Below are 21,937 nucleotides of genomic sequence, written 5' to 3'. Positions count from 1 at the left end.
TGTCCGGGCTACCGCAAGCCCGTAGCCCGGTCAGCGCAGCGCCACCGGGGAGGACGCCCGGGTTACAGCTCCAGCTCCCGCTGCAGCAGCGCGGCAATCGCCTCGCTGCTTTCGGCGGTCACCAGCGATTGCCGGAACGCTTCGTGCATAATGCGTCGCGCCAGCCGCGAGAAGATCCGCATATGCTGGTCGCCAGCGGAATGCTTGTTGAGGGTCAGCATAATCACAAACTGCGCCTCGTCATCGCCCCACGCCACCGGCTGCGCCAGACGCGCCACGCTGATGGTCGACTGCTCGATATGCTCCGACTTGCTGTGCGGGATGGCAAAACTAAAACCTAAACCGGTGGAGAACACCGCCTCGCGGGCCCACAGGTCGGCCTCCAGCTTGCGTGGGTAACGGCAGCGCCCGGCCAACAGCAGGTTATCGGTCATGCCTTTGATCACCTCCTCTTTGCTGCGCCAGTCGCTGTTCAGCGTAATGCACTGGGGGGTAATCAGCGGCGCATCCTGCTGGGTCATGCGGAACTGGGCCAGCAGATGCTCCACCTCCAGCGAGGTGCGACACTGCATCGCCTGATTCAGCAACTGCCGACAGGCGCGGCTATCGAGCTGTGCCAGACGCGCTTTGGTGGCCGGGATCGACGGTGCGCTCATGCTCAGCTCGTCCAGCCCCAGCCCCACCAGCAGCGGCAGCACCGACCCTTTAGCCCCCAGCTCGCCGCACAGGCCGATCCATTTCCCCTGGCGATGCACCGCCTGAACCGCATAATCCAGCGCGCGTAAAAATGCCGGATTGAGGCTGTTATAGTGACGCGTCACCCTGGCGTTATCGCGATCCACCGCCAGCAGATACTGGGTCAGGTCGTTGCTGCCGATGCTAAAGAAATCAATCTCTTCACAGCACTGGTCGATGATAAACATCACCGACGGCACTTCGAGCATAATCCCGAACGGGATCGTCTCATCAAACGGAATGTGTTCGCTGCGTAGCGACTGTTTGGCATCCGCCAGTTGCTCCTTCACCCATAAAATCTCCTCCATTGAGGAAATCATTGGGATCATGATCTTCAGCGAACCGTGCGCCGACGCGCGCAAAATGGCCCGCAGCTGGGTACGGAACAGCGCCTGATACTCTTCATAGATCCGCACCGCCCGGTAGCCGAGGAACGGGTTGTTCTCCGCCGGAATATTAAGGTAGGACACGGGCTTATCGCCGCCGATATCCATGGTGCGAATGATAATGCTGCGTCCGTTGGCCGGCTCCAGCGCCTGGCAAAAAATATTGTAGAGCTCGTTTTCCGACGGCGCGCTCGGGCGATCCATATACAGCATTTCGGTGCGGAACAGCCCCACCGCCTGCGCGCCGTGACCGAACGCCGACGCGGCCTCGACAGAGTGGGCAATATTCGCCGCCACTTCTACGCGTATGCCGTCTTCGGTGCGGCCCGCTTTATCCAGCCAGGCCTGCTGCTGCTGGCGTATCTGATCCTGCACCCAGGCTTCCTGCCGATAGTAGCGCGCCACCGCCTCGTCCGGCTGCACCACCACCAGGCCGGCGTTGCCGTCGATCTGCACCGGCCGGTCAACCCACGGCAACAGCGCCGCCATATCCACCCCCACCAGGGTCGGAATATTGAACGACCGCGCGAGGATCACCGTATGTGAAGTGGTGCCGCCGCTGCGCAGCAGCAGGCCTTTGAGCAGCGTTTTATCCAGCTCCAGAAACTGGCTGGGGGTTAACTCATCGGCAAGGCACACGGCGGCTTGCGTCAGTTTGCCCGGCGCCGGAAAGCGCGATTCGCCATAGATGTGCTGCAGCAGCTGGAAGCAGACATCGCGAACGTCCAGTACCCGCTCCTGCAGATAAGCGTTCCCGGAGGCGCTGAACTGCGCGCAAAAATGTTCGCCAGTGGCAACGATCGCCTCGGCACAGCTCAGGCCGGTCAGCAGCCCGCCCAGCAGATGCTGGCGCAGGGAGGCGTCGGTGGCCAGAGAGCGATGCGCGTCGAGGATCGCGCTGGCGGTTCCGTCGTTGTCCAGCAGCCGAAACTCGATATTTTTGACCAGCAGCGTCAGGCCGTTATCGAGCAACGCCTGCTCCTGCTCGATGCTCCCCGCCGCAGGCAACGTCCCGGTATCGCGCAGATCCAGCGATTTCAGGTGCGTGAGCACGCCCCCGGCGCTGCCGGCGCAGACCGGTAACGCGTGGAACAGGGTTGGATTCAGACCCGACAGCGATTGCGGCACCGGCTGGATATCCACCTTGTCCGCCGTCGGCAGCGGCGTATCGCAGTGCGGAAATTCATCACGCATAAACGCCGACAGCGCATCGAACGCCTGCTGCTGGTCCTGACCCTCAATAATCAGCTGGCAGCCATCCCCTTTGATGGTATTCGTGCCGATAATCGCCAGCGCGCTTTTAGCATTGCCGCGCCCGTCGCTGCGGGTATTGACCCATTCGACCGAAGACGAAAACTTGTTGCACAGCGTTTCAACCAGACTTGCCGGTCGCGCATGGACGCCATTGGGCAAATCACAAATGAATTCAATTACCAGAGCCATCGCCTTCCTCCTGAGCAATGCGTGAGTTATTCAAAAGGTAAAGAATGTCTTTGCCAGTCACTACACGACAAAACTGGCAATTACTGGACAATTGTATGCTTCGTTCGTTTTTATGCCCGCCATCACAAATCGCGTCTCAAAATGATTCAATACCCCAGCAAGACTAAGATTTGAGGTGGATCGCAATTTTCCGCTCACCTTACAAATATCCAGTAAATGCACTTTTTCTCTACTGTTTTAAGCGTCGCCCTTTTTCTAAGGTTGATGCATCAACTCAGCCACGGGCCACACAGCGCTCAGGAGAAAAATGATGAACGAACTGGTGCAAATACTAAAAAATACACGCCAGCACCTGATGACCGGGGTCTCGCACATGATCCCATTTGTCGTGTCCGGGGGGATCCTGCTGGCGGTCTCCGTGATGTTGTATGGCAAGGGGGCGGTACCCGACGCGGTCTCCGATCCTAACCTCAAAAAACTGTTTGATATCGGCGTGGCCGGCCTGACGCTGATGGTACCGTTTCTGGCGGCCTACATCGGCTACTCCATCGCCGACCGCGCGGCGCTGGCCCCCTGCGCCATCGGCGCCTGGGTCGGCAACAGCTTTGGCGCCGGTTTCTTCGGCGCGCTGATTGCCGGGCTGATTGGCGGCCTGGTGGTCTACTACCTGAAAAAAATCCCGGTGCACAAAGTGCTGCGCTCGGTGATGCCAATCTTCGTTATTCCGATTATCGGCACCTTTATTACCGCCGGGATCATGATGTGGGGCCTCGGTGAGCCGATTGGCGCGCTGACCGCCAGCCTGACCGGGTGGCTGCAGGGAATGCGCGAAGGCAGCATCATCGTGCTGGCCGTCATTATGGGACTGATGCTGGCCTTCGACATGGGCGGCCCGGTTAACAAAGTGGCCTACGCCTTCATGCTGATCTGCGTCTCACAGGGCGTCTACAGCGTGGTCGCCATCGCCGCCGTCGGTATCGCCGTTCCGCCGCTGGGCATGGGTCTGGCGACGCTGATTGGCCGCAAATACTTCTCCGCTGAAGAACGCGAAACCGGTAAAGCCGCGCTGGTGATGGGATGCGTGGGCGTCACCGAAGGCGCCATTCCTTTTGCCGCCGCTGACCCGCTGCGGGTGATCCCCGCCAATATGATTGGTGCCGCCGCAGGCTGCGTGACCGCGGCGCTGCTCGGCGCACAGTGTTACGCCGGCTGGGGTGGGCTGATTGTCCTGCCGGTGGTACAGGGCAAAGGCGGCTTTATTGCGGGCCTGCTGGTGGGGGCCGTAGTCAGCGCGGGCTGCGTCATCCTGCTCAAAGCCCTCGCCAGAAAGAAAGCGTCCGCCGCGAAAGCCAACGACGAGATAGATCTTGATTTCGAAATTAACTGATACACGGGAAGGAATATTGTATGACCAAAATTATCGCCGTTACCGCTTGCCCGTCTGGCGTTGCCCATACCTATATGGCCGCCGAGTCGCTGGAAAGCGCCGCCAAAACCAAGGGCTGGCAGGTCAAAGTCGAAACGCAGGGCTCTATCGGGATTGAGAACGAACTGACCGACGAAGACGTCGCCAGCGCCGATATCGTGATCCTCACCAAAGATATCGGTATCAAGTTCGAAGAGCGCTTCGCCGGTAAAACCATCGTGCGCGTCAACATCAGCGACGCGGTGAAACGGGCCGACGCCATTATGAACAAAATCGACAGCCATCTTGCCCAGAAAGCCTGAATGAAACACGCGGGGCACGGTTTGTGCCCCGCCTGAATAACATGGAGTTTGTCATGACCAATCGCACTCAACGCCTGAAAGACCGTCTGTTCGCCCAGCCGCGGGAGATCTCCCTCGAGCGCGCCCTGCTCTATACCGCCAGCCATCAGCAAACGGAAGGACAACCGGTGATGATCCGCCGGGCCAAAGCGACCGAATGGGTCCTCGACCATGTGCAGATTTCGATTCGTGATGATGAACTGATCGCCGGTAACCGCACCGTGAAGCCGCGCGCCGGTATTATCTCTCCGGAGATGGACCCCTACTGGCTGCTTAAAGAGCTGGATCAATTCCCGGCCCGCCCGCAGGACCGCTTCAATATTAGCGAAGAAGACAAACGCATCTATCGTGAAGAGCTGTTCCCGTACTGGGAAAAGCGCTCAATGAAGGACTTTATCAACCAGCAGATGACCGATGAGGTTAAACGCGCCATCAGCACGCAGATTTTTAGCGTGAACCAGACCGATAAAGGCCAGGGGCATATCATCATCGACTACCCGCGCCTGCTGGACAATGGCCTCGCCGCGCTGGTGGCGGAGATTGACGCCCTCCACACTCAGCAGCCGCAAAACACGTTCTACGAGGCGGTGCTGATCCTGCTGCAGGCCGCCCAGCGCCATATTCTGCGCTATGCGACCCTGGCTGACGAGATGGCCGCCGCCTGCGTTGACCCGGTGCGGCGCAAAGAGCTGGAAACCATTGCCACGATTTCCCGCCATAACGCCCTGCACCGCCCGGAAGATTTCCCTCAGGCCTGCCAGCTGTTCTGGTATATGAACATCATCTTGCAGTACGAATCTAACGCCAGCTCGATTTCCCTGGGGCGCTTTGACCAGTACATGCTGCCCTATTATCAGGCATCGCTGAATCGCGGCCAGGACCCGCAGTACCTGCAGGAGCTGCTCGAGTCACTGTGGGTGAAATGCAACGATATCGTCCTGCTGCGATCCACCAGCAGCGCGCGCTATTTCGCCGGCTTCCCCACCGGCTATACCGCCCTGCTCGGCGGCCTCACCGAAACCGGGCGCAGCGCGGTGAATATCCTCTCCTTTTTGTCCCTCGACGCCTATCAGAACGTTCGTCTGCCGCAGCCGAACCTCGGCGTGCGGGTCAACGAGCTGATTGACCGCCCTTTCCTGCGCAAAACCGCCGAAACCATCCGCCTCGGCACCGGTATTCCGCAAATCTTCAACGATGAAGTGGTGATCCCGGCGTTCCTCAACCGCGGCGTGTCGCTGGAAGACGCGCGGGATTACGCGGTGGTCGGCTGCGTGGAGCTGTCGATCCCCGGACGGACGTACGGCCTGCACGATATCGCGATGTTCAACCTGCTGAAGGTGATGGAAATCGTGATGCTGGAAAACGAAAGCAATCCGGACGTCAGCCGGGACGGGCTGATGACGCAGATCCGCGACAAGATCCGCTACTACATCAGGCTGATGGTTGAAGGCAGCAATATCTGCGATATCGGCCACCGCGACTGGGCGCCGGTACCGCTGCTCTCCTCGTTCGTCGAGGATTGCGTGCCGCATGGCAAAGACATTACCGAAGGCGGCGCGCGCTATAACTTCTCCGGTGTGCAGGGCATCGGCATTGCCAACCTGAGCGACTCGCTGCACGCCCTCAACGGGATGGTGTTTGAGCAAAAACGCCTGAGCTTCGCCGAGCTGGTGGCGGTGCTGAAAGCCAACTTCCAGACGCCGGAGGGCGACAAAATTCGCGCCCGGCTGATCAACCGCTTTGAAAAGTACGGGAACGATATCGACGAGGTGGACAACATCAGCGCCGATCTGCTGCGTTTTTACTGTAAAGAGGTGGAGCGCTATGAGAATCCGCGCGGCGGTCGCTTTACCCCAGGTTCCTACACCGTCTCTGCCCACGTGCCGCTGGGCTCGGTGGTCGGCGCGACGCCGGACGGACGCCTGGCCGGGGAACAGCTGGCGGACGGCGGGCTGTCGCCGATGGTCGGTCAGGATGCCCTCGGGCCGACGGCGGTGCTGAAATCGGTCAGCAAACTGGATAACACCCTGCTCTCCAACGGAACGCTGCTGAACGTTAAGTTCACGCCGGCGACGCTGGCCGGAGATAGCGGGCTCAACAAGCTGGCGGATTTTTTACAGGCCTTCACCCGGCTCAAGCTGCAGCATATTCAGTTCAACGTGGTCAACGCCGATACGCTGCGCGAAGCTCAGCAGCGTCCGCAGGATTTTGCCGGTCTGGTGGTGCGCGTCGCGGGCTACAGCGCCTTTTTCGTCGAGCTGTCGCAGGAGATTCAGAATGACATTATCCGTCGCACCGCGCATCAGCTGTGAGGTGATGGCCACGCGCGCCGACAGGGCGCGCATTTTTAACATCCAGCGCTACTCGCTGAACGACGGTCAGGGGATCCGTACCGTCGTGTTCTTTAAGGGCTGCCCGCACGCCTGCCCGTGGTGCGCCAACCCGGAGTCGATCTCGCCCAAAATCCAGATCGTGCGTCGGGAGAGCAAGTGCCTGCACTGCGCCCATTGCCAGCAGGATGTGGTCGAATGCCCCACCGGCGCCTGGGAGCAGATTGGCCGCGACGTCACCCTGGATAATCTGCTTAAAGAGGTGCTGAAAGATGAGGTCTTCTTCCGCGCTTCCGGCGGCGGCGTGACCCTGTCGGGCGGTGAAGTGCTGATGCAGGCTGAATTTGCCACGCGTCTGCTGCGCCGGCTGCGCGAATGGGGGATCCGCACCGCCATTGAAACCGCGGGCGACGCGGCGTTCAGCCGTTTTTTCCCGCTGGCGCAAACCTGCGATGAAGTGCTGTTCGATCTGAAAATTATGGATGCCGTCCAGGCTCAAACGGTACTGCAGATAAATATGCAGCGGGTGCGGGATAATTTCACCCGGCTGGTCGCGGCGAATATTCAGGTCATTCCTCGGGTGCCGTTAATTCCGGGGTATACCCTCAACGAAGAGAATTTCCGCCAGATTCTGGCGTTTCTGGCCCCCTTTAAGCTGCCGGAAATTCATCTTCTGCCGTTCCATCAATACGGCGAAGCCAAATACCAGTTACTGGGAAAAATCGGGGCACTGTCGCAGGTTCGCGCTCCACAAGCGTCTGAGATCCACCCCTTCAGGGTGCTGGCTGAACAGTCCGGTTTTCAGGTGACCATCGGCGGATAACGCCAGGAGGATACGATGGATGTCAATATCGTTGCCGTAACGGCCTGCGTCAGCGGCGTCGCGCACACCTACATGGCGGCCGAGCGTCTGGAAAAGGTGGGCCATCTTGAAAAGTGGCATATCAAAATCGAGACCCAGGGCGCGTTAGGGGTAGAGAACAAAATCACGGCTGACGATATCGCCCATGTCGATGTCGTCCTGCTGGTGACGGATATTGAAATCGACGACGCAAAGCGTTTTCACGGCATCCGCACCATTAAGACCAGTATCAAAACCTTCCTGTTGCAGCCGCAGCTGATTATCGAGGCGGTGAAGTGCATTATGAAAAAGCCGGTGGTTTATATCGACATCCCCTGAACGCGGGGGGAATCCTTCTTCGGGCATCTTCAGTTTTCCCCGGAGGCGGTGCTGCGCACCTGTCCGGGCTACACGACCGCAAACGATGCTGGCCTGCCGCCTCCGGGGAATAACACCAAACGGCAACCTCAAATTTACTCCACGCCCAGCAGCCATTTTTGCGCCGGCGTCAGGCGGCTCGCGGTCTGCGGCGTTAGCCAGCGCTGCTGATCCTGCTGCGCGGTATCTTCCCGGTCGATGTACAACCCGTGCAACACCCGGCGTCGGCTGCCAACCCGGTTGCGGGTCCCGCCATGCCAGGCGTGGGCGTTATAAATCATCACGCTGCCCGCCGGGGCGGCAAATACCACCTCGTCAGGGTGCGTTAACTCCGGATCGTCCAGCACCTCTTCCGGCAGCTCCGGACGGTGATGCGTGCCGGGAATAATGCGCGGCGCGCCATTTTCCGCGCTTAAATCGTCGATAGCCCAGATGGTATTCACCAGATGCACTTTCGGAAAATCCGGGCGAGGTTTCTTCCAGTCCGCATGCAGCGGCTGATGGCCGCCGTTAAACAACGCCTCCCTGGCGTTCAGGCTGGAGACTTTAAAATCGCCCTGAAAAACATACTGGCAGGCGGAGAGGATCAGCGGATGCGACCAGACTTTTTCCCAAATCACCCCTTTGTTAATCAGGTTGGCAATGCGCGTCGCCGTCGCCTCCTGATGATGCTCGATCGCCAGATTGTCGCCCTCTTTCTCGACGATGGTATCAATCAACTCGCGCATCGCTGCCAGCCACTCCGGGTCCGCGACGTTATGCACCACGGTATAGCCCAGGGTATCCAGCTCTTCTTTCATCTTCGGGGACAGCTCGATGTTCGCCCCCAGCGCATTCAGATAAACCGCAGATTGTTGTTCCATATTTACATTCCTTAACGTATCGATAACACAGAACCAACTTTAAGCTGCGGCGGGGCGGAAAACATGAAGGCAAAACTACGAAAAACTGGACACGCGTACACGGCAGGGAAAAGTGTGACACGCCTCAAAATCTATCACCCGGACCGCCCTACGCGATGCGATCCATGATGTAAATAGCGCATCGTGATCGTTCAGCTGTTATAAAATAGATGATAATCAACAAGATAATTGCTCCACGCTAAGGCCCACAGGATGATTGACGATCTGGCAGATATTTTAAATCGTTTGGTAAATCAGAAAGATAATCTGCATGCCCGCTTCCCCGACCCGGATATCTCCGAGCCGGCGCTGGCGCTGAAAGTCCCCTTTCCGCGGCTGGAAATTGTGCTCGAGGGTGAGCTAAAGGAGAACGGACTGCCGCTGTCGGAGTCGATGCTCTCCGCCTCGCAGGTTCTGTATGTGCAGGCCGGGAAATGGACGCTGCCGGAATGGAGCGGGCCGGCATCGACGCTCAGCATTCTGTTTGGCCGCCAGAAGCTGGGATTCTGTCTGCAGCACTGGGACGGCAAACAGCTACGGACGGAAAAGCAGAACGTCGCTCGTCTGGGGCCACGGGTCGGCTCCTATCTGCTGCTGTCGCTTAATGAAATCTGCCTGCAACCGGACCCGGTAACGGCCAGGCTGGTGGTCTCGGCGCTGTTGAGCCACTGCCTTGAGCAACTGGTGGGGCTGGAGATGCGGGTCAGCCGCAGTCGCGACCTGTTTATGGCGGTGCAGGATTATCTTGAAGAACACCTCAGCCAGCCTTTAACCCGCGAATCGGTAGCAAAGCGCTTTCATATTACGCCGAACTACCTGTCGCATATTTTCCAGAAATCAGGCTCCGTCGGCTTCAATGAATTCCTCACCAGCGTGCGCCTGGAAAAGGCGAAAAAGCTGCTGCGCGGCTACGATCTCAAGGTCAAAGAGATTGCCCATAACTGCGGATTTGTCGACAGCAACTATTTCTGCCGGGTATTCAAGCGCCACACCGAGCGCTCGCCGTCGGAATACCGCCGCCACTGCCGCAGCGCACAGCAGGGGTAAGACAAGGCCATTTTAAGCGGCCCACTCTACCCGGCCACGCCCGTTGTGCTTCGCGGCGTACAGTGCCTCATCCACTTTCTTAATAAACGCATCCTGGGGTTCATCTTTTTCACGCATCCCGACGCCAATGCTCACCGACAGCGGATAATCGTGATTAATCAGAATGGAACGGACATTGAGCAGAATGGACTCTGCGAGCTGGGCCACCTCATCGGCGGGCATGCCGTCAACGATAATGGCAAACTCCTCGCCGCCGATCCTCGCCGGCAACACCGTGTCGCTGGTGAGCTTCGACAGCTGCTTACCGAGCGCGAACAGCACCTCATCGCCCACCAGATGGCCGTAGGTGTCGTTAATTTTCTTGAAGAAATCGATATCGAGGATCATCAAAGCCACCGGGCTGTGGCCCTGCTTTTCGCGGATCGTATCGATAAAGAAGCGTCGGTTCGGCAGCTGGGTCAGCTCATCTTTTAATGACTGGGAGCGTGCGTCGACGTACAGGACGTTAATCCGTTCGATGATTTTGTAGATGCCAATCGTGGTCAATAACATCCCCGACAGCCGCAGCAGATCTTCGCAGTAGTAGCCCATCCACCGCGGCTGAACGAACATTTCATCCATTAAATCAAAGGTGCCCCCGGCTATCCACAGCAGCAGCCCGTAGCGCACCCAGTTCACCGCCACATGGCTCATTCTGACTTTCGACGAGATCCACAACATAAAGACCAAAAACAGCAGCGCCAGCAAATCGATATACAACCCGGCTTTGGCAAAAATCATGTCCCAGGGCCCTAATGGTGTCGAAATAGTAATACATAGCGCGGCAACGGCGACGATCACCAGCAACGCCGGGAGAAGGTTGGTGTGGTGGCTGACGGGCTGGGTTTTTATATTGATATTCTTTTCTGAGTTCAACATCGGCATGTCTCTCGGCGGTATCAAAATTTTTTCAACAGGTAGCATAGCAGCCCGGTGATATTCGTCGAATAAAAATGATAATTTTCTGAGGGTTAAAGAAAAATCTGGTTTGATTTCAAGGGATCATAAGGATGTGGCGAAGAGAATAGACTGACCCCGCGGAATTTTTCCAACGTGCTACCAATCCATGGCGACGAGGTCAGTGCGGCGGATGGTATAGAGTTCGCCCCCCGCATTTTTAGCATTTTGTGCTAACTTTTACTGAAAAGCGCCAACGGGCGCGTCCGTCAGGCCTGTCGGCGCGTTACTCCCCTACAGCCAGTCGCCACACCGCGCGATGCAATGCCTCGATGGCGAGCGCAACGTCCGGTTGCGTCACCGACTCCGCCGGATGATGGCTGACGCCGCCTTTGCAGCGCACAAACAGCATCCCCACCGGCCAGCGCTCGCCGATGGCGATCGCGTCGTGTCCGGCGCCGCTCGGCAGGGAGAGCGAGATCCCCTGCACCTCATGCACCGCCGTCGCCAGCACCGCCTGTAAGTGCCGGTCGCAGGCGGTAGCCGCGATGCGGTAAAACTCGTCGGCGCTGAATTGCAGCTGGCGCCGGGCGGCAATCGCCTGAGCTTCCTCCAGCAACGCATTGAGCAGCGCATCCAGTGGGCCATCCTGCGGCCCGCGAATATCCAGCGTCAGGGTCACCTCGCCGGGGATCACGTTCACCGCGCCGGGCGCGCAGCGCAGCGTCCCGACCGTCGCCACCAGATTGCCGGCCTGCTGCCGGGTCATGGTTTCAATCAGCACCATCCACTCGGCGGCGGCGGCCAGCGCATCCCGCCGATGGAGCATCGGCACCGTACCCGCGTGCCCCGCCTCGCCGGTAAAGCGGCAGTTCAGGCGGCGGGCGCCGTTGATGGCCTCCACCACGCCGAGCGCCAATCCGGCCTGTTCCAGGCAGGGGCCTTGCTCAATATGCAGCTCAAGGTAGGCGCTAATGTCTCCGACCGGACGTTCGGCCTGGCGGATGCGGGCCGGGTCGAGACCGGCCTGAACCATCGCCTGCGCCACGCTGATGCCATCCGCATCGCACTGTGCCAGCCAGCCCTCCGGCCACGTCCCGGTCAGGCCACGGCTGCCGAGCAGCGTGATGCCAAAGCGTGTTCCCTCTTCATCGCCGAAGCCGATAATCTCAATGGCTTTCGCCAGCCGCTGTCCCTGCCGGTGCAGGTCTTCCACCACGGCGATCGCCGTCAGCACCCCCAGCATGCCGTCATAGCGCCCGGCATTACGCACCGTATCCAGATGCGACCCCAGCAGGATCGCCGGCGCCCCTTCCTGCGCCCCTTCGTAACGCCCGCAAATGTTGCCGACGCTGTCCTGCCAGACGGTCATTCCCGCCTGCGTCATCCAGCGGGCCACCTGTTGATTGGCCTGCAGATGCTCCGGGGAGAGATACACCCGGGTCAGCCCCTGCGCGGTGGCGCTGATCGCCGCCAGTTCATCGGCACGGGCCATCACCCGCTCCGCCGCTTCCGTCATCTCCGCCTGCTGGCGTGGCAATGGACTCATAGCGCACTCTCGCGGCGATAGTGATCCCACGCGGCCTGCATGGCGGCGCCCTGGGTGGTGGCGAATTTCAGGTGGTTCAGCACCGACTCCAGCGCGCTGAGCGTGGTCATCACGCAATCTTTGCGTGCGTTGTAGCCCATGGTGCCGATACGCCACACTTTGCCATGCAGCGGGCCGAACGAGGTGCCAATCTCAATACCAAAGTCTTCCAGCATCAGCTTACGGACCTGGTCGCCGTTGATGCCCTGCGGAATAACCACCCCGAGCACGTTGTTCATTTTATGCTTCAGGTCGCCGAAGGTATCGAGCCCCATTGCCTGAATGCCCTTGAGCAACGCATCGCCGTGGAGCTTGTGCCGGGCAATGCCGTTATCCAGCCCTTCCTGCAGGATCAGCCGCGCGCACTCCCGGGCGGCAAACAGCGCCGAGGTCGCCTCGGTGTGATGGTTCAGGCGCTCCGGCCCCCAGTAATCCATCACCATGCCGAGGTCGAAATAGTTGGAGTACACCATCTCGTCGACGCCATCCTGATGAGCATCGGTACGAATGCCCGCTTCAACGCATTTGCGACGGCGGATCGCCTCTTCCATGCGCTCGCTCAGGGTGATCGGCGAGGTACCGGACGGCCCGCCGAGGCATTTCTGCATCCCTGCCGAGACTGCATCCAGCCCCCAGGCGTCGCTCTCGAGGGGGTTGCCCCCCAGCGAGGCGGTGGCGTCGGTGTAAAACAGCACGTCGTAACGGCGGCAAATCGCCCCCAGTTCGGCCAACGGCTGGAGCATGGTGGTGGAGGTGTCGCCCTGCACCGTCAGCAGCAGACGCGGACGAACGCGCTTGATCGCTTCTTCAACCTGATCCGCGGTAAAGACCTCGCCCCACGGCACCTCAATGGTGTGCACTTCGGCGCGGCAGCGGCGGGCAATTTCGCACAGCAGATGACCAAAACGACCGAATACCGGCACCAGCACCTTGTCGCCGGGGCGGATCGCCGAAACCAGGATCGCTTCGATCCCCGCGCGCGAGGTGCCGTCCACCAGCATCGTCCAGCGGTTTTCGGTACGAAAGACGCCGCGATAGAGCGCCATCACTTCATTCATATAGTGGGTCATCGCCGGGTCATACTGGCCGATCAGCTGGCTTGCCATCGCGCGCAGCACCCGCGGGTCGGCGTTGATTGGCCCCGGCCCCATCAGCAGACGTGACGGCGGGTTGATTTGCGAAAACTGAGTGATATCCATCTTTTAGTCCTTATTAATTGAGACCGCGCACGGAGGAGATAAACTGCTTCAGCTCGCTGGTCTGCGGGTTGGCAAACAGCGTCTTGCTGTCGCCCTGCTCCCAGACGCGCCCCTGATGCATAAACACCACGCGGTCACCCACTTCACGGGCGAAATTCATTTCATGGGTGACGAGAATCAGCGTCATGCCTTCCGCCGCCAGCTGCTCCAGAACTTTGAGCACTTCGCCCACCAGTTCCGGGTCCAGCGCCGAGGTAATCTCGTCACAGAGTAAAACTTTGGGCGACATAGCCAGCGCCCGGGCAATCGCCACGCGCTGCTGCTGGCCGCCGGAGAGGCTGGAGGGGTAATAATCGATCCGGTCCCCCAGCCCCACTTTCTCCAGCATCCGCTGCGCCAGTTCCCGGCATTCGGCGGCGCTTTTCTTCAGCACCCGCCGCGGCGCCAGCATCACGTTTTCGAGGGCGGTCATGTGCGGGAACAGGTTAAAATTCTGGAAGACCATCCCGACGGAGCGGCTGATCTCCCGCGCCTGCGAGTCACGATCGGTGATGGTCATGCCGCCGAGCTTAATGCTGCCTTCCTGGTACCCTTCCAGCCCGTTGATGCAGCGCAGCAGCGTGCTTTTCCCCGAGCCGCTGCGGCCGATAATCGAAATGACCTCGCCCATATCAATGTCCAGATCGACACCTTTCAGCACGTGGTTGTCGCCGTAGTACTTCTGCATCTGATTAATGGTGATGAGAGGCATTGAATTTATTCTCCAGATAGCGGCTGTAGCGGGACAGCGGGTAACACAGAACGAAATAGCCCAGCGCCACCAGCGCAAAGACTTTAAACGGCTGATAAGTGACGTTAGTCAGCATGGTGCCGGCTTTGGTCAGTTCGACAAAACCGATAATCGACGCCAGCGCGGTGCCCTTCACCACCTGCACCGCAAAGCCGACGGTCGGGGCAATCGCAATCCGTAACGCCTGGGGCGCCACGACGCGAAACAGGGTCTGGCCAAAACTGAGGCCCAGGCAGCGCGATGCTTCCCACTGGCCTTTCGGCAGTGCGCGAATGCTGCCGTACCAGATATCAAGCAAGAAGGCGCTGGTGTAAAACGTCAGGGCCAGCGAGGCGGCGGTCCACGGCGACACGTCGATGCCGAACAGCGCCACGCCGAAGAAGGCCAGAAACAGCTGCATCAGCAGCGGCGTGCCCTGAAACAGCTCGATATAGCCACGGATCAGGCGCTTCACCTGACGCCCGCCGGTCAGGCGCAGCAGCAGCAGCGGCAGAGTCACCAGCGCGCCGCCGATAAACGCCACCAGCGACAGCAGCACCGTCCAGCGTCCTGCCAGCAGCAGGTTACGGATAATGTCCCAGTCGGTAAAAGTGGTCATCATGCCTGTACCCTCAACCATTTTCGCCCCGCTGCCATCAGCAGCTGACGCATTGTTATCGACAGCACTAAGTAGATCCCCGTGGTCACCAGATAGACCTCAAAGCTCAGGAACGTCCGCGACTGAATCAGGTTGGCGGCAAAGGTCAGCTCTTCATAAGAGACCTGCGACACCACCGACGATCCCAGCATCACGATAATGCACTGGCTCACCAGCGCCGGATAAATGCGCTGCAACGCCGGGGGCAGCACCACGCGGATAAAGGTCTGGGTGCGGCTCAGCCCGAGCACTCGACCGGCCTCCCACTGCCCTTTCGGCGTCACCTGAATGCCGGCGCGCACGATCTCGGTGCTGTAGGCGCCAAGGTTAATCACCATCGCCAGCAGCGCCGCTTCGCCGGCGGTCATTTTGAGCCCAAGATTCGGCAGCCCGAAGACAATAAAGAACAGCTGAACCACAAACGGCGTGTTGCGAATCAGCTCCACATAGCCGCCCCAGATGCGGCTGAACCATGATGGACGCCCGCTCCGAATAGCGGCCCCAAAGATGCCGATGGTCAGGCCGCCGGCGGTAGCCAGCACCGTCAGCTGAATGGTCACCCACAGCCCGGCCAGCAGCTCCGGCCAGTGCGGCCAGAGCTCAGAAAAATGAAGTTGTTCCGTCATGCACAGACCTTATGCAGCAAAGTCGGCGGGCAGCGGAGCTTTCAGCCACTGTTGAGAGAGGGCATTCAGGGTGCCATCCTTCACGCCTTGCTCAATCAAGGCGTTCACTTTCTCTTTCAGCGCCGGTTCATTCTTTTTCAGGCCAATCACGCACGGTGAATCTTTCAGCATAAAGCTCGCTACCGGTGCTTTTGCCGGGTTTTGGCGGGAGATCGCCGCCACCACCAGGTTACCGGTCGCGACGTACTGCACCTGCCCGGAGAGATATGCCGACAGCGTGGTGTTGTTGTCTTCGTAGCGTTTAATCTGCACCTCTTTCGGGGCGATGCCGGTCAGCACCATATCTTCCACCGCGCCACGGGTCACGCCGATGGTTTTGCCGCTCAGCGCCGCCACATCCTTCACTTCCGCCCCTTTCGGGCCAAACACGCCGAGGAAGAACGGTGCGTAGGCGCGGCTGAAATCAATCACCTTCTCACGCTCGGCGTTTTTCCCGAGGCTGGAGATAACCAGATCCACTTTATCAGTTTGCAGATACGGCACCCGGTTGGCGCTGGTCACCGGCACCAGTTGCAACTTGAGCTTCATCTGTTTTGCCAGATAACGCGCCATATCGATGTCATAGCCTTGCGGCTGCAGATCGGTCCCCACCGAACCGAACGGCGGGAAATCCTGCGGAACCGCAATGCGGATCACCCCGCGCTTTTCAATATCCTGCAGCTGGTCGGCTTTCGCCGCGGTGATGTTGGTGAACAGACAAGCGGCCCCGGCCAGGGCGATCAGCAGTTTTTTCATGGTGTTTACCCGTTACGTTAGTATGAAACAAAAGATTCTTTAAATAAACTTTTGCAACTAATGTGCCAGATACAACAACCCGTGGCCCTGCCGCGCCGGGCGGAATAAAAGAGAGCATAAACAAGAGATAGCGAAAAACGGTGATAAAAGCGCTGTTATTTTCTCACCGTTTTATTGCACTAAAAAAAGGCAAAGCACCAGCCTGAGGCCCCATTATCGTTGCTCAAGCTCATCCAGCTGCTGATACAGGGTGGCAATATCGTGGATCCGCGGACGGCCTTTATCGAGAATTTCATGCAGAAAAGCATTCGCCAGCAGGTTGATTAAACTGTTCACCGCCCCGTAGCTGTCATAGGCCGACACGCTGTCCAGCGGCGCGCACAGCTGCCAGCTGGACAGCGGGAACAGGCTGTAGGCCTGCGGTTCGCACATCAGCAGCAGCGGAATACCGCGCTGCTGCAACTGCTGTAACAGCGGGCGAATGATGCGCGGGCGGCGGCGAAAGGCCACCATCACCACCAGATCGTCCGGCGACAGATCCACCAGCTCTTCGCTTAAGCTCTGCCCCGGCTGCGGCAGTACCTGCACCTGCCCGCGCGCCTGGAGCAGCTGCTGGCGCAGGTGCAGCGCCACCGGCCAGGAGTTACGCATCCCGATGATGATAATCCGCCGGGCGTTGACCATCGCGCTTATCGCCTCGGCAAACTGCTGCGCGTCGAGCGTGTTGACCCACTGGGTCAGGTTGGCCATCTCCTGCTTATAATGCCGCGCCAGCAACGTGTTACCCTGCACCGCGTCGCGCTGGTCGGTCAGCGGCATACCGCTCTGGCGCAGGGTGCGCAGCTCGTCGCGCATATCCTTATATTTGTCGTAGCCCAGCCGCTTAAACAGGCGGCTGACCGTCGCCTTTGAGACCCCGCTCAGCTGCGCCAGCTCGGCGCTGTTATAGCTGATCAGGTCATCAAAATGGTCGAAGATAAAATCGGCGACCCGCTGTTCCTGAGGCGACAGTGACGCATATTGTCCCTTCAGGCGTTCATCTAGTTGCTCCATAAAACCTCTGTAACTTTTGTTTCATCAAACTATACCCAAAATAATTCGAGTTGCTTGTAGGCGGCAAAGCCGTAAATCCCCAGGAGCTTACTCAGGTAAGTGACTGGGGTGAACGGGTGCGGCCAACACCCAGGCAACTTGAAAGATGAAGGTTATATACATGCAAGCCCTTTCACAATGCATGCCAGTTTACTAAAAATAGGGTTTCCCCGGGGCGCTGAAACTTTACGCTCAAAGTGGAACAGCTTTTGCAAACCTGACCTTACGATTCGATTACGAGGAAAACCCATGCAGAGTCATGTATCCGCCCACGGGATGGCGGTTGCCCCCCATCATCTGGCCAGCCAAAGCGCGGTTGCCGTCCTGCGCGAAGGCGGAAGCGCAATAGAGGCGATGGTCGCCGCTGCCGCCACCATTGCGGTGGTCTACCCGCATATGAACGGGCTGGGCGGCGATGGATTCTGGCTGATCGTGCCGCCGGACGGCGAACCGATCGCCATTGACGCCAGCGGCGCGGCGGGATCGCTGGCGACGCCGGAGGCCTACGCCGGACTGGCGCATATTCCGCACCGTGGGCCGCAGGCGGCGCTGACCGTTGCCGGAACCGTTAGCGGCTGGGATGAAGCGTTGAAGGTATCAAAGTCCCTGACCGGTGGTGCGCTGCCGTTGGCCCGTCTGCTGGCGGATGCCATCGGCTATGCCGCCGACGGCACGCCGGTGACCGCCTCGCAGTCCGGCGCCACCATCAGCAAACTGGCTGAGCTTCAGCACCTGCCGGGATTTGCGGAGACCTTTCTGGTCAACGGGCAGCCGCCGGAAACCGGCAGCCGCTTTCGTCAGCCCGCGCTGGCGGCGACGTTACAGCAGCTGGTCGACGACGGCCTCGACAGCTTTTACCGTGGCCCGCTGGCAACCCGTCTGGCCCAGGGCATGGCGCAACATGGTCTGCCCATCACCCTTGGCGATTTACAGCAGCACCGCGCCCGCCGCCCGGCGCCGCTGAAACTGTCGCATCAACAGGGCGAACTGTGGAATCTGGCTCCGCCGACGCAGGGGCTGGTCTCGCTGGCGATCCTCGGGATCACCGACCAGCTGGCGATGAGCGACACCGACGACGCGCAGACCGTCCACCGGATTGTCGAAGCGACCAAGCTGGCCTTTGGCCTGCGCGATGCCCATATCACCGACCCGCGCCATCTGGACGTGGATATCCAGAGCCTGCTTGCACCGCAGGCGCTGCAGCAACTGGCGGCGAAGGTTGACGACCAGCAGGCCGCCCCCTGGGGTGCCGGCAAAGGCCCCGGCGATACCGTCTGGATGGGGGTTATCGACAGCAGCGGGCTGGCGGTCTCCTTTATTCAGAGTCTCTATCACGAGTTTGGCAGCGGCGTGGTGCTGCCGGAGAGCGGGATCGTCTGGCAAAACCGCGGCGCCTCGTTCAGTCTCGACCCCGCGCACCTTCTGGCGCTGGCGCCCGGCAAACAGCCGTTCCATACCCTCAACCCCGCAGCCGCCCGCCTTAACGATGGCCGGGTGATGGTCTATGGCTCCATGGGCGGAGACGGGCAGCCGCAAACCCAGGCCGCCATCTTCACCCGCTACATCCTGCAGGGAGTACCGTTGCAGGAGAGTATTTCACGTCCGCGCTGGCTGCTGGGCCGCACCTGGGGGCAGACCTCTGACTCGCTGAAGCTGGAGGGCCGCTTCTCCCCTGACACCATCAACCGTCTGCGGGCGCTGGGCCACGAGGTTGACGTGCTGGCCGATTACAGCGAAGCCATGGGCCATGCGGGCGCCATCGTGCGTCATCCCAACGGCCTGTTTGAAGGGGCATCCGATCCCCGCAGCAACGGCTCCGCCGCCGGTTATTAGGAGAAACCCATGCCGCAACCCATGACTGACTGGAGCGCCTGGCTGGCGCAGATGGAACAGATCCTCGGCCTCGAACTGGATGCGCAACGCCGCGACGAGCTGCAACTGCAGTTCAGCCGCATTGCCGCGATGGCCGAACCGCTGATGGCCTACCCGCTGGCGGAGCGCCAGGAGATTGCCGGAGTGTACAAAGCATGAAGCTCAATCAGATGACCATTGCCGGAGTCCAGCGCGCGCTGGCCGCGGGCGAACTGAGCGCCAGAGAGATTGCCCGCAGTAGCCTCGACGACATTGCGCGGGTGAACCCGCAAATCAACGCCTGGACCCAGGTCACCGAAAGCCGGATGCTCGCCGAAGCCGACCGCATTGACGCCCTGCGCCGGGACAAGCAGCCGCTGCCGCCGCTGGCCGGTATTCCCTACGCGGTCAAAAATCTGTTTGATGTCGCCGGCGAAACCACCCTGGCCGGCGCGCAGCTGTTCAGCGACCGTCCGGCGGCCAGCGCCGACGGCTGGGCGGTGCGTCAGATCCAGGCGGCGGGCGGCCTGCTCAGCGGCATGGTCAATATGGACGCCTACGCCTACGGTTTTACCACCGAAAACAGCCACTATGGCGCTACCCATAACCCCCACGATCTGCAGCGCATCGCCGGCGGCTCGTCCGGTGGTTCAGCGGCGGCGGTGGCCGCCGGGCTGGTCCACTTTGCGCTGGGCACCGACACCAACGGCTCAATCCGCGTTCCCGCCTCGTTGTGCGGGATCTTTGGCCTGAAGCCGACCTTTGGCCGCCTGTCGCGGGCGGGCAGCCATCCGTTTGTCGCCAGCCTCGATCACATCGGCCCGTTTGCCCGTCACGTCGGCGATCTGGCGGCAGTGTATGACGCTTTACAGGGGCTGGATCCTGACGATGATGCCCAGGCCGATCGCGCCGTGGCGCCTGCCAGCCCGTTGCTCGAACGCGGGCTGGACGGGCTGCGCTGCGCGGTGCTCGGCGGCTACTTCACCACCTGGTGCGACAGCGACGCCCGCGCCGCCGTGGCGCAGGTGGCGCAGGCCCTCGGCGCGGATCGGGAGCTGCAGTTCTCTGAGGCCGAGCTTTCCCGTTCTGCGGCCTTTATTATCAGCGCCAGTGAAGGAGGCAATCAGTATCTCCCCGCCCTGCGCCGCGAGCCGGCACGCTTTGAGCCGCACTCCCGGGAGCGGCTGCTGGCCGGGGCGATGATCCCTTCGGCCTGGTATCTTCAGGCGCAGCGTTTTCGTCGTCATGCCCGGGAGGCGATGGCCGCGCTGTTCGATCACGCCGAGGTGCTCATCGCCCCGGCAACCCCATGCAGCGCAACCCTGATCGGTCAGCAAACCATGGCGATCAATGGCCAGTCGCTGCCGGTGCGCGCCAGTATGGGCATGCTCACCCAGCCGATTTCGTTCCTCGGCCTGCCGGTGGTGACGGTGCCGTTGCGCACGGCCAGCGGGCAGCCCATTGGCGTGCAGTTGATTGCCGCGCCGTTTAATGAGCAGGCCTGCCTGCGCGCGGCACATGTTCTGGAAGCGATGGGCCTTACCGAGGCCTATCCTGCGGAGATAGCAGCATGATGAATCAGGATAATATTAACCGCCCGCTGGTGCTGGCCGAGGTCACGGCGGCGTTTTATCGTTATGAAGAGGCGCTGGTCAGCAACAATATTGCGGTGCTGGATGAGCTGTTCTGGCATGACAAACGCACGGTGCGCCTGGGGGCCGGGGAGAATCTCTACGGCATCGACGAAATCCGCGCCTTTCGCGCCGCGCGCCCGTCGGCGGGGTTGCAGCGTGAATTGCGCCACACCGAGATCGTGACCTTCGGCGAGGATTACGCGGTATGCAGCACCGAGTTTACCCGCGACGGCAGCGAGCGTATCGGCCGCCAGCAGCAAACCTGGGTGCGCTTTCCTTTCGGCTGGCGGATTGTCGCCGCCCAGGTCAGCCTGATGAGTTAATGCCGCCGCCCACCGCGATGTTGTCTCCCCGTAGCCCGGACAGGTGCCAGGCGCCGCCTCCGGGAAAATGTATCGGCTGGCACGGCTCCCGGTGGCGCTACGCTGACCGGGCTACCCGCCGCGATGCTGTCGCCCTGTAGCCCGGACAGGCGCCATGCGCCGCCTCCGGGAAGATGCATCGGCTGGCACGGTTCCCGGTGGCGCTGCGCTGACCGGGCTACCCGCCGCGATGCTGTCGCCCGTAGCCCGGACAGGCGCCACGCGCCGCCTCCGGGAAAATGTATCGGCTGGCACGGCTCCCGGTGGCGCTACGCTGACCGGGCTACATGCCGCGATGTTGTCGCCCCGTAGCCCGGACAGGCGCTATGCGCCGCCTCCGGGAAGATGCGTCGGCTGGCACGGTTCCCGGTGGCGCTGCGCTGACCGGGCTACCCGCCGCGATGCTGTCGCCCCGTAGCCCGGACAGGCGCTATGCGCCGCCTCCGGGAAGATGCATCGGCTGGCACGGCTCCCGGTGGCGCTACGCTGACCGGGCTACCCGCCGCGATGTTGTCGCCCCGTAGCCCGGACAGGCGCTATGCGCCGCCTCCGGGAAGATGCGTCGGCTGGCACGGTTCCCGGTGGCGCTGCGCTGACC

21 protein-coding genes are annotated in these 21,937 nt (G+C 60.6%); 11 read left to right on the top strand and 10 right to left on the bottom strand.

Annotated features, from left to right (window positions below):
- Positions 1 to 62: 62 nt before the first annotated feature.
- Positions 63 to 2,564, bottom strand: coding sequence for a phosphoenolpyruvate--protein phosphotransferase (gene ptsP / locus EDF82_RS00875; RefSeq protein ID WP_123753752.1), 2,502 nt, complete (start codon positions 2,562 to 2,564; stop codon positions 63 to 65).
- A 310-nt stretch (positions 2,565 to 2,874) separates the two neighbouring features.
- On the opposite strand from ptsP, the gene EDF82_RS00870 reads away from it, so the two are divergent.
- From EDF82_RS00870 to EDF82_RS00850, 5 genes are read left to right on the top strand one after another with little or no spacing between them, the layout of a single operon-like run.
- Positions 2,875 to 3,951 carry a PTS fructose transporter subunit EIIC gene (locus tag EDF82_RS00870; protein WP_123753751.1) on the top strand — a complete coding sequence of 359 codons (1,077 nt, stop codon included), beginning with the start codon at positions 2,875 to 2,877 and terminating at the stop codon, positions 3,949 to 3,951.
- A 20-nt stretch (positions 3,952 to 3,971) separates the two neighbouring features.
- Complete coding sequence (locus EDF82_RS00865; RefSeq protein WP_123753750.1) at positions 3,972 to 4,292, top strand: PTS fructose-like transporter subunit IIB; 321 nt, start codon at positions 3,972 to 3,974, stop codon at positions 4,290 to 4,292.
- A 53-nt stretch (positions 4,293 to 4,345) separates the two neighbouring features.
- Positions 4,346 to 6,643, top strand: a complete 2,298-nt coding sequence (locus EDF82_RS00860) for a formate C-acetyltransferase (protein ID WP_123753749.1) — start codon at positions 4,346 to 4,348, stop codon at positions 6,641 to 6,643.
- On the top strand, positions 6,609 to 7,484 hold the full coding sequence (locus EDF82_RS00855; protein ID WP_123753748.1) for a [formate-C-acetyltransferase]-activating enzyme: 876 nt from the start codon (positions 6,609 to 6,611) through the stop codon (positions 7,482 to 7,484). Before EDF82_RS00860 ends, EDF82_RS00855 begins: the two co-directional genes overlap by 35 nt.
- A gap of 15 nt (positions 7,485 to 7,499) precedes the next feature.
- Complete coding sequence (locus tag EDF82_RS00850; RefSeq protein ID WP_123753747.1) at positions 7,500 to 7,841, top strand: PTS fructose-like transporter subunit IIB; 342 nt, start codon at positions 7,500 to 7,502, stop codon at positions 7,839 to 7,841.
- Between the two features lie 134 nt (positions 7,842 to 7,975).
- Here the strand turns inward: EDF82_RS00850 and EDF82_RS00845 are convergent, their stop codons facing one another.
- Positions 7,976 to 8,743, bottom strand: a complete 768-nt coding sequence (locus EDF82_RS00845) for a phytanoyl-CoA dioxygenase family protein (RefSeq protein ID WP_123753746.1) — start codon at positions 8,741 to 8,743, stop codon at positions 7,976 to 7,978.
- A 252-nt stretch (positions 8,744 to 8,995) separates the two neighbouring features.
- On the opposite strand from EDF82_RS00845, the gene EDF82_RS00840 reads away from it, so the two are divergent.
- A complete protein-coding gene (locus EDF82_RS00840; RefSeq protein WP_123753745.1) occupies positions 8,996 to 9,829 on the top strand; it encodes an AraC family transcriptional regulator in 834 nt (277 codons plus the stop codon).
- A 12-nt stretch (positions 9,830 to 9,841) separates the two neighbouring features.
- Here the strand turns inward: EDF82_RS00840 and EDF82_RS00835 are convergent, their stop codons facing one another.
- The 8 genes from EDF82_RS00835 to hpxU all read right to left on the bottom strand — a co-directional run bounded on the left by EDF82_RS00835 (position 9,842) and on the right by hpxU (position 17,453).
- The gene (locus tag EDF82_RS00835) at positions 9,842 to 10,747 is read right to left on the bottom strand and encodes a GGDEF domain-containing protein (protein WP_123755434.1); all 906 of its coding nucleotides are present in this window, start codon (positions 10,745 to 10,747) and stop codon (positions 9,842 to 9,844) included.
- Between the two features lie 304 nt (positions 10,748 to 11,051).
- Positions 11,052 to 12,314 (bottom strand): allantoate amidohydrolase, encoded by a 1,263-nt coding sequence (gene hpxK, locus EDF82_RS00830; protein ID WP_123753744.1) that lies wholly within the window; start codon positions 12,312 to 12,314, stop codon positions 11,052 to 11,054.
- Positions 12,311 to 13,552 (bottom strand): alanine--glyoxylate aminotransferase family protein, encoded by a 1,242-nt coding sequence (locus EDF82_RS00825; protein WP_123753743.1) that lies wholly within the window; start codon positions 13,550 to 13,552, stop codon positions 12,311 to 12,313. The genes hpxK and EDF82_RS00825 overlap by 4 nt, the downstream gene beginning before the upstream one ends.
- Positions 13,553 to 13,565: 13 nt before the next feature.
- Entirely contained in the window at positions 13,566 to 14,303 is a 738-nt protein-coding gene (locus EDF82_RS00820; RefSeq protein ID WP_123753742.1) for an amino acid ABC transporter ATP-binding protein, read from the bottom strand.
- Positions 14,284 to 14,940 (bottom strand): amino acid ABC transporter permease, encoded by a 657-nt coding sequence (locus tag EDF82_RS00815; RefSeq protein ID WP_174510340.1) that lies wholly within the window; start codon positions 14,938 to 14,940, stop codon positions 14,284 to 14,286. The genes EDF82_RS00820 and EDF82_RS00815 overlap by 20 nt, the downstream gene beginning before the upstream one ends.
- Complete coding sequence (locus tag EDF82_RS00810) at positions 14,940 to 15,605, bottom strand: amino acid ABC transporter permease (protein ID WP_123753740.1); 666 nt, start codon at positions 15,603 to 15,605, stop codon at positions 14,940 to 14,942. The genes EDF82_RS00815 and EDF82_RS00810 overlap by 1 nt, the downstream gene beginning before the upstream one ends.
- A gap of 9 nt (positions 15,606 to 15,614) precedes the next feature.
- Positions 15,615 to 16,400, bottom strand: a complete 786-nt coding sequence (locus tag EDF82_RS00805; RefSeq protein WP_123753739.1) for a transporter substrate-binding domain-containing protein — start codon at positions 16,398 to 16,400, stop codon at positions 15,615 to 15,617.
- Positions 16,401 to 16,613: 213 nt separating this feature from the next.
- Positions 16,614 to 17,453: a MurR/RpiR family transcriptional regulator HpxU gene (gene hpxU, locus EDF82_RS00800; RefSeq protein WP_123753738.1), complete on the bottom strand. Its 840-nt coding sequence runs from the start codon at positions 17,451 to 17,453 to the stop codon at positions 16,614 to 16,616.
- Positions 17,454 to 17,741: 288 nt separating this feature from the next.
- Here hpxU and hpxW point away from each other — a divergent pair, with 288 nt between their 5' ends.
- The 5 genes from hpxW (at position 17,742) to EDF82_RS25090 (ending at position 21,863) form a co-directional block, all read left to right on the top strand.
- Positions 17,742 to 19,325: an oxamate amidohydrolase gene (gene hpxW / locus EDF82_RS00795; protein WP_123753737.1), complete on the top strand. Its 1,584-nt coding sequence runs from the start codon at positions 17,742 to 17,744 to the stop codon at positions 19,323 to 19,325.
- 9 nt (positions 19,326 to 19,334) lie between these two features.
- Positions 19,335 to 19,523, top strand: coding sequence for an oxalurate catabolism protein HpxX (gene hpxX, locus EDF82_RS00790; protein ID WP_123753736.1), 189 nt, complete (start codon positions 19,335 to 19,337; stop codon positions 19,521 to 19,523).
- The gene (locus EDF82_RS00785) at positions 19,520 to 20,917 is read left to right on the top strand and encodes an AtzE family amidohydrolase (protein ID WP_123753735.1); all 1,398 of its coding nucleotides are present in this window, start codon (positions 19,520 to 19,522) and stop codon (positions 20,915 to 20,917) included. Before hpxX ends, EDF82_RS00785 begins: the two co-directional genes overlap by 4 nt.
- Positions 20,914 to 21,300, top strand: a complete 387-nt coding sequence (hpxZ, locus tag EDF82_RS00780; RefSeq protein WP_123753734.1) for an oxalurate catabolism protein HpxZ — start codon at positions 20,914 to 20,916, stop codon at positions 21,298 to 21,300. The genes EDF82_RS00785 and hpxZ overlap by 4 nt, the downstream gene beginning before the upstream one ends.
- 365 nt (positions 21,301 to 21,665) lie before the next feature.
- Positions 21,666 to 21,863: a hypothetical protein gene (locus EDF82_RS25090; RefSeq protein WP_148060365.1), complete on the top strand. Its 198-nt coding sequence runs from the start codon at positions 21,666 to 21,668 to the stop codon at positions 21,861 to 21,863.
- Positions 21,864 to 21,937 lie beyond the last annotated feature (74 nt).

The organism is Klebsiella sp. BIGb0399 (assembly GCF_003752615.1).
GTDB lineage: Bacteria > Pseudomonadota > Gammaproteobacteria > Enterobacterales > Enterobacteriaceae > Klebsiella > Klebsiella lignicola.
Note: the sequence above shows the minus strand (reverse complement) of the source record. Positions and strands in the feature narration are given on the sequence as shown.